Origin of the sequence: Pseudomonas inefficax (genome assembly GCF_900277125.1) — a bacterium.
GTDB lineage: Bacteria > Pseudomonadota > Gammaproteobacteria > Pseudomonadales > Pseudomonadaceae > Aquipseudomonas > Aquipseudomonas inefficax.
This window is the reverse complement of record NZ_OPYN01000055.1, coordinates 1-13,289: the sequence shown is the minus strand read 5'-3', so window position 1 is coordinate 13,289 and position 13,289 is coordinate 1. Positions and strand designations below refer to the sequence as shown.

Below are 13,289 nucleotides of genomic sequence, written 5' to 3'. Positions count from 1 at the left end.
TCCTACATCTGTTTCTGGCCAGTTATTCCTGAGGCAAAGGCGCGCGCGCCCTTGGCGTCCACCTCGATATCGTGTTGGACAAACAAGGCGGTCGCGCGCGTTGGTGCAGGCGTTATTGGCCCGAAACAGATGTAGGAGCAGCCTTGTGCTGCGAAGCGCCGCGCGGGCGGCGCTCGATCTCACAGGCACCGAAAATATTGTGTCAGGCGCTATTCAGCCCAGCGCCTTCTCGATAGCCTGCACCACCGCCGGATCATCCGGTGCAGTGCGCGGCGAAAAGCGCGCCAGCACCCGCCCATCTTTGCCCACCAGGAACTTCTCGAAGTTCCAGGTAATGTCCCCCGGGAACTCTGCCCCCTCACCCGCCAGCAGGCGGTACAGCGAGTGGCGCTGCGGCCCGTTGACCTCCAGCTTGGCACCCAGCGGGAAGCTCACCCCGTAGTTGAGGCTGCAGAACTCCTGGATTTCCTTTTCGCTGCCAGGCTCCTGGCCGGCAAACTGGTTGCACGGCAGGCCAAGCACGTTGAAGCCCTTGTCCTTGTATACCTGGTAGAGGTTCTCCAGGGCCTTGTATTGCGGCGTGAGGCCACACTTGGAGGCAACGTTGACCACCAGCACCACTTGGCCCTTGAATGGCGAGAGGGGCAGTTCCCCGCCGTTCAACGCGTCCAGTTTCAGGTCGTGAAATGCACTCATGATGAATCCCTCTCAGGTTCCCGGTTGCCGCGCAGGCGAATTCCGCCCACTAAAAAGGCGCTCGTCCAAGCCGTCCACCTCCCGTAGGAAGGCAAATCGGCTTGCCCGAGCGCCTGGCGACTTTCTGAGCTTAGCGCAGAAAATCAGTGGTGATGGCCACCTTCACCGTGGATGTGACGGTGAGCGATTTCTTCGTCGCTGGCATCACGCACGTTGACTACCTTGACCTGGAAGGTCAGGCGCTGACCGGCCAGCGGATGGTTGCCGTCGACGGTCACGTCGTCGCCGTCGATGTCGCGGATGGTGACGATCTGCATCTGGCCATCCGGCGCCGAAGCGTGGAACTGCATGCCCACCTCCAGCTCGTCGACACCTTCGAACAGGCTGCGGTTCAGGGTGCTGACCAGCTCGGCCAAGTATTCGCCGTAGGCCTCTTCCGGCTCGATGGAAACGTTCAGCTCGTCACCGGCCTGCTTGCCTTCCAGGGCTTTTTCCAGGCCCGGGATAATGTTGCCGGCACCGTGCAGGTAAACCAGCGGTGCACCGCCGGCGGAGCTGTCGATGGTCTCCCCGGCGTCGTTGGTCAGGGTATAGTCGATGGAGACAGCCTTGTTGGCGGCGATCAGCATGGGGCAAGACCTTTTGCAAAAGAATGTAGAGCGGACAAGTGTAACCAAGCCATCGCCCGATTGCGAACGCACCGCGGACGAGCAACGGCCCATCAGTCGGATCACCGGCTTCCACCAAGACGAAGAGGGCCACTGGGTGGCCGAGCTTTCCTGTGGCCACACCCAGCACCTGCGCCACCAGCCGCCGTGGCAGGCGCGCCCCTGGGTGCTCGACCCGGCCCAGCGCGCGCAACGCATCGGCCAGCCTTTCGCTTGTGGCTGGTGCGCACAAGGGGCCGATAGCGCTACCCTTGGCCGTTAATTTCTTGCACCGCTTATTTCGAGAAGCACGCATGCAGACATTTTTCATTGCGCCGACCGATTTCGGTGTCGGACTGACCTCCATCAGCCTGGGCCTGGTGCGCACCCTGGAGCGCGCCGGCCTGAAGGTCGGCTTCTTCAAGCCGATCGCTCAGCCCCACCCGGGTGACACCGGCCCCGAGCGCTCCACCGAGCTGGTCGCCCGCACCCACGGTATCAAGCCTCCTGTGCCACTTAGCCTGGCCCATGTCGAGCGCATGCTTGGCGATGGCCAGCTGGACGAGTTGCTCGAAGAAATCATCCGCCTGTACCAGCAAGCCTGCATCGGCAACGACGTGGTGGTGGTCGAGGGCATGGTGCCCACGCGCCACGCCAGCTATGCAGCACGGGTCAACCTGCACCTGGCCAAGAGCCTGGATGCGGAGGTGATCCTGGTATCGGCGCCGGAAAACGAAGTGCTCAGCGAGCTGTCCGGCCGGGTCGAACTGCAGGCCCAGTTGTTCGGCGGCCCGCGCGACCCGAAAGTGCTCGGGGTAATCCTCAACAAAGTGCGCACCGACGAAAGCATGGCGGACTTTTCCACCCGCCTGCGCGAGCACTCGCCGCTGCTGCGGGGCAACGACTTCCGCCTGCTGGGCTGCATCCCCTACCAGCCCGAACTGAACGCCCCGCGCACCCGCGACGTGGCCGACCTGCTCGGTGCCCAGGTGCTCAATGCCGGTGACTATGAACAACGGCGCATGAGCAAGATCATCATCTGTGCGCGCACCGTGGCCAACACAGTGCCGCTTCTTACCTCGGGTACCTTGGTGGTGACCCCGGGCGACCGCGATGACATCATCCTCGCCGTCAGCCTGGCGGCGATCAACGGCGTACCGCTGGCCGGCCTGCTGCTGACCAGTGACGGCAAGCCAGACCCTCGCATCCTGGGCTTGTGCCGTGGCGCCCTGCAGGCCGGCCTGCCGATCCTGTCGGTCAGCACCGGCTCGTACGACACCGCCAACCAGCTCAATTCGCTGAACCGCGAAATCCCGGTGGACGACCGCGAGCGCGCCGAATTCATCACCGACTTCGTCGCCAGCCACCTCGATGCCGCCTGGCTGAACCAGCGTTGTGGTACCCCGCGCGAGCTGCGCCTGTCGCCGGCAGTATTCCGCTACCAGCTGATCCAGCGGGCGCAGCAGGCCAACAAGCGGATTGTCCTGCCGGAGGGCGCAGAGCCGCTGCTGGTGCAGGCTGCGGCCATCTGCCAGGCCCGCGGCATTGCCCGCTGCGTGCTGCTGGCCAAGCCCGAGGATGTCGACGCCGTGGCCCGCGCCCAAGGCATCACCTTGCCGCCAGGCCTGGAAATTCTCGACCCCGAGGTAATTCGCCGGCGCTATGTTGAGCCGATGGTCGAGCTGCGCAAGAGCAAGAACCTCAATGCACCAATGGCCGAACAGCAACTGGAAGACCCGGTGGTGATCGGTACCATGATGCTGGCCCTGGACGAAGTGGACGGCCTGGTCTCGGGCCTGGTGCACTCCACCGCCAACACCATCCGCCCGGCCCTGCAGCTGATCAAGACCGCACCAGGCTCGAGCCTGGTGTCGTCGGTGTTCTTCATGCTGTTCCCCGAGCAGGTTCTGGTGTACGGCGACTGCGTGATGAACCCGCACCCGAATGCTGTCGAACTGGCCGAGATCGCCCGGCAGAGTGCCGAATCGGCGCATGCCTTCGGCATCGCACCACGGGTGGCGATGATCAGTTATTCAAGCGATTCGGCCAGCGACGAGGAAGTCGAGAAAGTGCGCGAAGCGACCCGTCTGGCACAAGGCGCGGCGCAGGAGCTGCTGATCGACGGGCCGTTGCAGTATGACGCGGCGGCCAACCCGGCGATTGCCCGCGAACTGGCGCCGGACAGCCCGGTGGCCGGGCGGGCGACGGTGTTCGTGTTCCCTGACCTGAACACCGGCAACACGACGCACAAGGCGGTACAACGCAGTACCGATGGGGTCAGCCTGGGGCCGATGCTGCAAGGGTTGCGCAAGCCGGTGAACGACTTGCCACGTGGGGCTCAGGTTGACGATATCGTGCATACCATCGCCCTGACGGCCATTCAAGCCAGTGTGGCAGGCTAAAAGCTGGGGCTGTTTTGCAGCCCCTGTGGGAGCGGGTTCACCCGCGAAGAATGCGAAGCGGTGTTTGGCACCGGCTACGCCGGTGTTCGCGGGTGAACCCGCTCCCACAGGGTCACTCAGATCAATCAGGGATACTGCTGAACCTGACCTTGCTGGTCATACTGCTGACCCGGAATCGGCTTCAGGTTCACTTCCACCCGGCGGTTCTGCGCGCGGCCATTGGCGTCGGCGTTGCTGGCGATCGGCTGGTCCGGGCCCATGCCACGTACGGTGATACGCGAGGCATCCACACCCTGCGAGGTCAGGTAGGTGCTGACCGCCTGTGCACGGCGCTGGGACAGGTCCATGTTGTGCTGGCGGCTGCCAGTGCTGTCAGTGAAGCCGACCACTTCGATGGTGTTCTGGTTGAACTGCTTGAACGAGCCGGCCAGGTTGTTCAGCGGCGAGTAGAAGCTTGGCGCGATGTTGGCCGAGTCGGTGGCAAAGGTGATGTTGCCCGGCATGATCAGCTTGATCTGGTCACCCTGGCGCTGCACTTCCACACCGGTATTGGCCATCTGCGCGCGCAGCTCGGCTTCCTGCTTGTCGGCGTAGTAGCCATAACCGGCTGCGGCGGCACCCACGGCGGCAGCGCCGATCAAGGCACCCTTGCCACGGTTGTTGTGGTCGATGGCAGCACCGGCGATAGCACCGGCCAGCGCGCCCAGGCCGCCGTACTTGGCGGTTTTGCTCATCCCTGTGGAGCCCTGCGCCTGCCCCTGGCTGTCATAAGGGTTCTGGCCGGCACAGCCGGTCATCAGGGCAGCGGCGGTTGCGACGATAATCAGACGACGCATGGTGAACATGGACAAGCTCCTACTGAATTCATGAATGCGGCAGATCATAAAGGGATCTATGCCAGCCTTGGATTGCATCGGCAACGAAAAATTCCGTGAAAGTGCCTCAATGTGCCATCAGGCACGCACGAAGGGGTTTTCGCGCATTTCGTCGCCCAGGCGGGTATCGGGCCCGTGGCCAGTCACAACGATAGCCTCCTCGTCCAACTGGTACAGCCGCTCCTTGATGGAACGCACGATGGCCCGCTGGTCGCCACCCCACAGATCGGTACGGCCAATACCACGGCGGAACAGGGTATCGCCGGCGATCAGCAGCTTGGCGTCGGCAAACCAGAAGCTCATCGAGCCTGGCGTGTGGCCTGGCGTATGCAAGGCCACGCCACAACCGCAGGCCAGCTCCTCGTCATCCCCCAGCCAGCGGTCTGGCGCAGGTACCGGGGTGTAAGGCACGCCGAACATCTGGCACTGCATCTCCAGGTTGTCCCACAGCGCCTGGTCGTCCTTGTGCAGGTGCAGCGTGGCGCCGGTCAGTTCCTTGAGCTTGCCCGAGGCAAGGAAGTGATCGAAATGCGCGTGAGTGTGGATGATGCTCACCAGCGTCAGCCCGTGGGCCTGCAGACGGGCAAGGATCTTGTCCGGGTCACCGCCTGGGTCGATGACAATGGCCTTTTTGGTAAGCGGGTCGCCGATCAGGGTGCAGTTGCACTGCAGGGGGCCTACGGGGAAGGTTTCGCGGATGAGTGAAGACGGGGGTTGGGTCATTGACGTTCTCATGAGGAAAGCGCAGCGCGCTAAAAGCGTCGAGTCTATTTATCCATTCAAGCGCAGGCAGGTCGCCGAGATTGCAAGTTGCCCCCTGATGCAAACGAAAAACCGGCCAATAGGCCGGTTTTCAGACTAATACGAATGTGTAGCAAGGCTGCATATCCCAAGGCCTGACGTGCTGTCATTCAGGACGGAATTCCTGCCAGAGGGCCTGCGGGCTCAAGCTCTGCCCCCTTCGCCTTCGCGACCTGCAGAAACCGGAGCTGGTTACTGGAGACTCGACCAGCAAGACGTCTGGCTTCAGCCTCGAATCTTGCAATGGCAAGCAATTCTACCTGTCTCGTTTTGGATCGCATGGTTACCTCCAAAAGCTTGATCGACGCAATCGATGTTATTAGGGATCAACCTGGATCACAAGCCGACCCTTGGCGGTCCAGGTGAAACCAAGCGCCTCATAAACTGACTTTGCGCCTTCAATAGGGTCTTGTATTTCAATCTCTTGACAACCCAACATACGAGCGTAGAAGTCTATCGATGTCAGCGCCAAGCCAGCGATCTCTCCCCGGAGTGGATGCGACCTGCTGGGATTACCTTGGAGCAGAATAACCTTGATACATAAGCGACTCTTTCTAGGGCTTGCGTAGCAGAGACCACAGAGCTCGCTTCCGAACCAGATGGCAAGATCGAACCCTTTGGGATCGCTATCCTTCCAGTCGACAATATCCTCCCAAGGAAACAGACACCCACTTGTCAGCCATTCCAGGCTAGCGCTGACGGCCTCGTGCGTTATGGGCTCTATCCGGACTTGATCCAGCTCGACATCTCCGCTCAGTAGTTCTGGCTGCCGACACAGTAACTCATGAGTGAGGGTACGGGCTTGGGAGCGAAATATTTGGTATCGGAGTTTGCTGATTCGCCTTCTCATGCAAGCTCCGCATTCGAAATGGAGCCTCCGTCCATTTAGAACTCACGACCTACTGGTTGCATGCGGTCCCACATCCGCATGTCTTTCGGTTGCGGGACATTGAAGTCGCACTGACCGAGGAGCGACGCAAGGTCATAACGGTTTACGCCGAAACCTGCATTTTTCTGATGCTCATTCGCTCGCAAGCTTTCAGTCGGTGAGCAGTGGTTCAACTCCTGAGTAAATCTTTTCATAACCGCTCTGCTGGTAGTCATCGAAAACCGAATAATTACCAGCGTGAACGCCGATGAAAAGAGCTCAAAAGCCCGTTTGGTTTAGATCAGATCGCTCCTACAACTCACGACGAAGCGTCCCCGCTGTATTAGCAGGAAGCGTTGCTTGATGTGTCAATACGGGGCGTGCTCTGCCAGCTTCTCTCAAGGCAAGAACAACCTGAACAACCCACCCCCAAGCGCCCCGCCATTGGATATCTCGATCCGCCCGCGCGCTCCGCCGCTTTCATGCAGTGCAGCGATCCGCGCCGCAAAATACAGGCCCAGGCCGGTACTGCCGCTGGTCGAATCGATACCCTGGATGAATTCTTCCTGCCGTTCGAGCATGCGCTGTGGATAACCCGGGCCGTCATCGTTGACGCAGATAGCCAACTGGTTGTCTGCCTCTTCGATGGTGATCAACAAGGCATGCGCGGCAAAGCGGGTGGCGTTGGTAATCACGTTGGCGATCACCGAAGCGACCAGCTCGCGGTCGAAGAAGCCCAGCGGGTTGTCGGTGTCGATACGCCAGGTGGCAAGGATGTCCTTGTGCTTTAGCACTTCCTCGTGCGCGGCCAGCTGGGCTTCGATGAAATCGTCCAGCTCGTGGTAGTCCGGGCACACCGGCAACTGGTTCACGCCCAGTTTGTACAACCCCAGCAACTGCACCAGCATGCCATTGAGGTGGCGAAACTCATGCTCCATCACCCCCTGCTCGGCACCACCGCGCAGTTCCTCGGGCAAGCGCTGCATCCACTGGTTGTGGGACTGGATCAGCGCCGACAGGGAATTCTTCAGGTCGTGCACGGTGGAGGCGATCACCGTGGAAAAATCCAGCCCCTGGTTTTCTTGATTCATGCGCCGAACACTCGGATGTGCAGTTTGCGGTAGCGGTCGTAGCGGTTGTCGCTGGCGGGGATGCCGGCCACGCTGGTCAGGGCGTCGCGGCACTCCTGCATGATTGCGGGCTGAGGGCTGTCTCCGCCAATGCGCAGCAGCGCCTGGGCAGTGTTGAGGGCAATGCTGATGTTCTTCGGCTGCAAACCCAGCGCCTTGCGGAACAGCTGCAACGCCTCGCCGAGCTGCCCCCCCTGGTAACTGCGCACACCCTGGCGATTGAGGGTGACCGCCTCGGTTATGGCGTTGAGCACGCTGGGGTCGTCCGTCAGCTTGCCGACCCTCTCCATGACCTTGGGGTCGTCGCCATAACTTTCCACACAACCCTTCAGCACGCCGATGGCGGCGGCCTCCTGCCCCATCGCCTGCAACTGCGCGGCAACGGTCAGGGCCGAATCCACCGAGAAGAACTGGTTCATCTTGTCCAGGCGCTGGATCGCCTGCTCGGTCAGCTTGGCAGCTGTTTCGGGGTCGCCGGCCTGCTGCAGGCTGGCGGCCTTCATCATACGGGCACGCACCTGCAGCCCCTGGTCCTCGGGGTTTTCCTTGGCTACCTCGCTGAGCGTGGCATTGATCTCGACCCGGGTGCGCGCATCCAGGCCAAAACCGGCATTCTTGTTCATCAACGCCTGCACCAGCCCCAGGTTGTTTTCTGCGTCCTTGTAACGTGAGCTCTGGCCCTGGGTCACCGCGTGACGGAACGCTTTCGAAGCGCTCTCGAAGTCTTCGTTTTCCAACGCCAGCTTGCCCAGCGTCGACTGCCGGCGCACTGATAAAGGCGACAGGCGCACGGCTTCTTCGAGCATGTTCTGCGCACGCCTGGTTTCGCCTTGGGCCACCAGCACCTCGGCCATGCCATCGTACAAGCCCGGCATGATCGGGAAGGCCTTGAGCGCCTGCTCGTATACGCCCTGGGCCTGGGCGTTCTGGCCACGCTTGTGCATCAGGCTGCCCAACGCCGAGTACACCCACGGCTGCGGGCGGCTGGCCAGGATGGCTTTGAGAAACTTCTCCAGCTCGTCGAAACGGTTGAGGTTGCGCAAGGCATCGGCCCGATAGCGCAGGCACAGCGGGGCCAGCCGTGGGTCGCGCTTGCACAGCTCGGCGCAGGCCGCCAGCACCTCGGCGGGGCGACTGCGGTCCAGGGCCTGCAGAATCGGCTTGAGCAGGGTCTTGCGTTGGTACAGCTTCTCGACGCGCTGGGCCAGGCCAACCCGGTTGAACGGCTTGGTCAGGTAGGCATCAGGCTCGTGCTCGATGGCGCTGAGGACAATGGCCTGGCTGCTCTCGGCAGTGACCATGATGAATATGCACTCATGGCTGATGTGCTTGTCGAGAATCAGGTCTTCGAGCACCTGCTGGCCGTTCTTCTTGCCGTCGCCCAGGTGGAAGTCCTGCAGGATGACGTCATAGCGCTTTTGCGCGCACATGCGCAGCGCCTGCTCGCCGCTGTCGGCGGTGTCCACGTCACGCACGCCCAGTTCGCGCAGCATGGAACGGGTCGACGTGCGAAAGTCGGTAAAGTCGTCGACGATCAGAAAGCTCTTTTGCCCGTACTGCAGCATCAACACGACCTGCCTTGGAATGATTGAAAAATCGCGCGAGGCGATGCCACCGATAGCTGTATCGGCAGCTGGTCGGGAAAGATGAGGGTAGAGCGTTGGCGGCCACGGGCCATCAGTTCAGCGAGCTACGCTCTGCAGGACCAGTACTACGTCAGCAGCCCCAGGGACTTGGCCTTTGCCACCGCCTGGGTACGCCGCTCCACCCCCAGCTTGCTGTTGATATGGCTGGCGTGGGTTTTCACCGTGTGCAGGGAAATGAACAGCCGCTCGCTGATCTGCTGGTTGGAACACCCCTGGGCAATCAGCTCGAGCACGGCCAGCTCGCGGCCACTCAGGGCTTCGCCGCTGCCGGTGCTGGCGCTCGGCAGCGGCGGCAGGCGCTTGAGCAACTCGGCCTGCACCGGGCAGGCGGCAACTGCCTGCAGTTGTTCATGAAGCCACTGCGGGTGCTGCTCCAGCAAAGGCTGGAACGGTTGCAGCACGCCGCCTTGGGCTGCCTCCAGCAACCGCGGCAACAACTGGGCGGCCTGCTCTTCGCGGCCTTCGCCCAGCAACAAGCCAAGCCATTGGCACAGGGCACTGACGCTGAGCATCATGCCGCCACTGGCCTGGCCGCGCTCGACCAGGCTGGCCAGGCGTTGCACCGCGTCGTCGCTACGTGACTGGATACGCTCCAGCAAAGCCTGCTGCAAGGCGATGTGCAACGGCAGCAGCGGGTGAAACTCCGGGGCCGCCGCCGGTTGCTCGCCCCCATAAGTCTGGCCCAGGCGCAGGAGCCAGGACTCGGCCAGGTCAATGCGCCCCTGGGCCAGCCACAATTCACATTTGACCAGGGTGATCATGGCCAGGTAATACACCGGCGGTACATCCCAGATATGCATCAGCCGCTCGGCCTCGGCCAGTTCGGCAAAGGCCTCGGCAAAGTGCCCTTCCCGGCCATCGAGCGTAGCGATCACGCAGTGGCCGATGAGCACACTGATATCACGGCAGGCGCGCGCCTCGCCCAGCCCCGCACGCAAGCGGGCACGACCTTGGGATGGCTGCAGCCGCGATACCAGCAGGTAGCCTTCGTAAAGCGTCAGGCGGGCGCGCACGGCATACAACCGCTGCGCCGACAGCCCTTGCAGGCGCTGCAGCCCCTGACGCACTTCGTCCAGCGCGCGCAGTACCTCGCCACGGGCATGCAGCACCCGCGCCCGGTCGTAATGGGCCAGGGCCTCGAACAATGGGTTGCCGACGCGCTGGGCCAGCTCCAGGGCCTCGCGGTTCCAACCGCGGGCCCGCCAGAAATCGCCATCGGCAATCGCCAGGTTCGACAGCGTCGAGAGGCATACAAGGCGTTGGCCATAACGCTTGCTCGGCAGGCTCTGCAGCGCTTCGCCGCAATAGGCCAGGGTACGCTCGCGGTCGCCACGGCCACGGGCGATCACACCACTCAGCGCCAGCCACTGGGCCAGCATGGACTTTTGCGCGGTCGCCGAAGGCGCGGGCAGGAAGCGGCTGAGATAACCCGCCAACTCTTCGGCCGCGTCCAACTGGCAGGCCAGGCCCAACGCCCAGCTATACAGCACGATCAGCCGCGGCGTGCTGATCAGCAGGCTGTCGGGCAGGTCCATCTTCCAGCGCAGCAGCATGCCGACGTTCTGTTCGGCCAGCAGTTGCTCCTCGGACAAGCTCTGCACCAGGTCGGCGGCAACATCAAGATGACCGGCCCGCAGCGCCTGCTCCACCGCTTCGTCCAGCAGGCCCTGGCTTTCGAACCAGCGACAGGCGCGCAGCTGCAGGCCGACCAGCGGCTCGCTGGCCTGGCGGCTGCGCAACAGGTCGGAGAACAGATGGTGATAACGGAACCAGTGGCCATGCTCGTCCAGCGGCACCAGGAACACCTGGTGCGCCTGCAAAAAGCGCAGGATCGTGGCACTGTCGTGGCGGCCGCGCATGGCATCGCACAGCGGGGCGCAAAAACGTTCCTGGCAGGCCGTTTCGTACAGGAAGGCCTGTACGTCGGTGGGCAGCATGTCGATGACTTCTTCCAGCAGATAGTCGCGGATCAGGCCTTCACCGCCATGCAAGGCCTGGGGCAAGGCCTGCTCGTCGGCGGACTCGCTGGCCGCCAGTTGCCAGAAACGCAACCCGGCCACCCAGCCGTCGCTGCGCTGGATCAGGTTGTCCAGGGCCTGGCCACGCAGACCGGTGGGTTGGCGACCGATCACCGCCAGCGATTCTTCGGCGGTCAGGCGCAAGTCCTGTTCGTTGAGCTCGACCAGTTGCCGCGACAGGCGCAGGCGCGCCAGGTGCCAGTCCGGGCGTTGGCGACTGGTGACCAGCAGCACCAGGCCAGGGGGCAAGTGATTGAGGAAGAACTGCAGGCAACGGTCGAGCACTGGACCTTGGGCCAGGTGATAGTCGTCCAGCACCAGCAACAAAGGAGTATCGGCTTGCAGATACAGCGCCAACTCGTCGAGCAGGCCGTCGAGCCATTCCTCGAAGGCGAACGGCTGGTGGCGCTGGCGCATTTTCAGCAGGCCCATGGCCTGGCCGCCCAGCGCCGGGCAATACTGCTGCAGGCCTTCGAGCAGGCGCTCGAGGAAGCGGCCAGGGTCGGCATCCCGTTGGCTCAGGCCCAGCCACAGGCTACGCCAGTGCTCGGGCAGCGCTTCGCAAAATTCGATGGCTAGGGAGCTTTTGCCGAAACCCGCCGGGGCATTGACCAGCAACAGCCGCCCGCCAAGGCCGGCTTGCAGCCGCTGGCACAGGCGAAGGCGCGGCACATGGCCGTCCGGCAGGGGCGGCCGGAAGAAACGCCCGTCCAGCAGGCCCAGAGCCTGGCTGGCGAATCCATGCGTACGGGACAGATCTGTCATGGCCGGCTCGTTCTGGTTGGAAGACTACGGCGGTATGGATGCTTGCGAGACTAGCGGGTAACGCTGCGAATTTGAAGGTAAAGGGCGCGATTACCGAGGAAAAGACTGCGACAAAAAGCAACATGGCTGACAGACAAGGGCTGCGGCGGGGGTTTGCTGAGGTATTCACCAGATTGATTGCCTACTCCGGCCTCTTCGCGGGTGAACCCGCTCCCACATGGGATTGGCGCAGGCCTGGGGATCGTGCTGTGCCTGTGGGAGCGGCTTCAGCCGCGAACACCGGCGCAGCCGGTGCCATGCACCGTGTCACTTGCTTCGCGGGCTTGCCCGCTCCCACATGGGATTAGCACAGGCCTCGGTGTCGTGCTGTACCTGTGGGAGCGGCTTTAGCCGCGAACACCGGCGCAGCCGGTGCCATGCACCGTGTCGCTTGCTTCGCGGGCTTGCCCGCTCCCACATGGGATTGGCGCAAGCCTGGGGCTCGCGCTGTACCTGTGGGAGCGGCTTTAGCCGCGAACACCGGCGCAGCCGGTGCCATGCACCGTGTCGCTTGCTTCGCGGGCTTGCCCGCTCCCACATGGGATTGGCGCTGGCCTGGGGCTCGCGCTGTGCCTGTGGGAGCGGCTTTAGCCGCGAACACCGGCGCAGCCGGTGCCATGCACCGTGTCGCTTGCTTCCTTCGCGGGCTTGCCCGCTCCCACATGGGATTGGCGCAGGCCTGGGGCTCGCGCTGTGCCTGTGAGAGCGGCTTTAGCCGCGAACACCGGCGCAGCCGGTGCCATGCACCGTGTCGCTTGCTTCGCGGGCTTGCCCGCTCCCACATGGGATTGGCGCAGACCTGGGGCTCGCGCTGTGCCTGTGAGAGCGGCTTTAGCCGCGAACACCGGCGCAGCCGGTGCCGTGCACCGTGTCGCTTGCTTCGCGGGCTTGCCCGCTCCCACATGGGATTGACGCAGGCCTGGGGCTCGCGCTGTACCTGTGGGAGCGGCTTTAGCCGCGAACACCGGCGCAGCCGGTGCCATGCACCGTGTCGCTTGCTTCGCGGGCTTGCCCGCTCCCACAGGGATGGAGCAGGTCTGGGCTTGCGCTACTCCTGTGGGAGCGGGCGCGCCCGCGAAGGGGCCGGAACAGGAAATAGAAACGCCCCGGCAGGCCGGGGCGTTCTGGGGTAACGCGGTACTTAGCGAATACCCGACTGGCGCAGTGCCGCTGGCTGGAAGTCAGCCTTGCTGGCGCTGAAACCGAAGTCGTAGGCGCGCTTCTCTTCGTTCTTCATGCCCAGGGCCAGGTAACGGCCCGACTGCAGGTCGTAGATAGTCTCCAGGGTGTACCACGGCACTTCCACGTTGTAGTACGGCTGGGCATGTGCCTCGGACACGCGCCACAGTTGGCCACGGCCGTCGTATTGGTCGATCACCGCAGCCTGCCAGGTGTCCTCGTC

General features: G+C 63.1%; 10 protein-coding genes. 2 read left to right on the top strand and 8 right to left on the bottom strand.

Annotated features, from left to right (window positions below; translation table 11 throughout):
• Nucleotides 1-213: 213 nt before the first annotated feature.
• Both JV551A3_RS05750 and JV551A3_RS05745 read right to left on the bottom strand, forming a co-directional pair.
• On the bottom strand, nt 214-696 hold the full coding sequence (locus JV551A3_RS05750) for a glutathione peroxidase (RefSeq protein ID WP_133970290.1): 483 nt from the start codon (nt 694-696) through the stop codon (nt 214-216).
• A gap of 143 nt (nt 697-839) precedes the next feature.
• Nucleotides 840-1,325, bottom strand: coding sequence for an FKBP-type peptidyl-prolyl cis-trans isomerase (locus tag JV551A3_RS05745; RefSeq protein ID WP_003247325.1), 486 nt, complete (start codon nt 1,323-1,325; stop codon nt 840-842).
• Here JV551A3_RS05745 and JV551A3_RS05740 point away from each other — a divergent pair.
• Entirely contained in the window at nt 1,324-1,626 is a 303-nt protein-coding gene (locus JV551A3_RS05740; RefSeq protein ID WP_112252014.1) for a DUF3565 domain-containing protein, read from the top strand. The genes JV551A3_RS05745 and JV551A3_RS05740 overlap by 2 nt on opposite strands.
• A gap of 31 nt (nt 1,627-1,657) precedes the next feature.
• A complete protein-coding gene (gene pta / locus JV551A3_RS05735; protein ID WP_133970289.1) occupies nt 1,658-3,745 on the top strand; it encodes a phosphate acetyltransferase in 2,088 nt (695 codons plus the stop codon).
• A gap of 125 nt (nt 3,746-3,870) precedes the next feature.
• On the opposite strand, the gene JV551A3_RS05725 is transcribed toward pta, so the two are convergent.
• The 6 genes from JV551A3_RS05725 to JV551A3_RS05675 form a co-directional block, all read right to left on the bottom strand.
• Nucleotides 3,871-4,590, bottom strand: a complete 720-nt coding sequence (locus JV551A3_RS05725) for an OmpA family protein (RefSeq protein ID WP_013970946.1) — start codon at nt 4,588-4,590, stop codon at nt 3,871-3,873.
• Nucleotides 4,591-4,698: 108 nt separating this feature from the next.
• Entirely contained in the window at nt 4,699-5,343 is a 645-nt protein-coding gene (locus tag JV551A3_RS05720) for an MBL fold metallo-hydrolase (RefSeq protein WP_133970288.1), read from the bottom strand.
• A gap of 1,344 nt (nt 5,344-6,687) precedes the next feature.
• The gene (locus JV551A3_RS05710; protein ID WP_133970286.1) at nt 6,688-7,380 is read right to left on the bottom strand and encodes a sensor histidine kinase; all 693 of its coding nucleotides are present in this window, start codon (nt 7,378-7,380) and stop codon (nt 6,688-6,690) included.
• The gene (locus JV551A3_RS05705; protein ID WP_112252009.1) at nt 7,377-8,984 is read right to left on the bottom strand and encodes a tetratricopeptide repeat-containing response regulator; all 1,608 of its coding nucleotides are present in this window, start codon (nt 8,982-8,984) and stop codon (nt 7,377-7,379) included. The genes JV551A3_RS05710 and JV551A3_RS05705 overlap by 4 nt, the downstream gene beginning before the upstream one ends.
• A gap of 146 nt (nt 8,985-9,130) precedes the next feature.
• Complete coding sequence (locus JV551A3_RS05700) at nt 9,131-11,848, bottom strand: LuxR C-terminal-related transcriptional regulator (protein WP_133970285.1); 2,718 nt, start codon at nt 11,846-11,848, stop codon at nt 9,131-9,133.
• A gap of 1,180 nt (nt 11,849-13,028) precedes the next feature.
• A partial coding sequence (locus JV551A3_RS05675) for a DUF1329 domain-containing protein (protein ID WP_133978424.1) occupies nt 13,029-13,289 on the bottom strand: 261 nt, incomplete at its 5' end.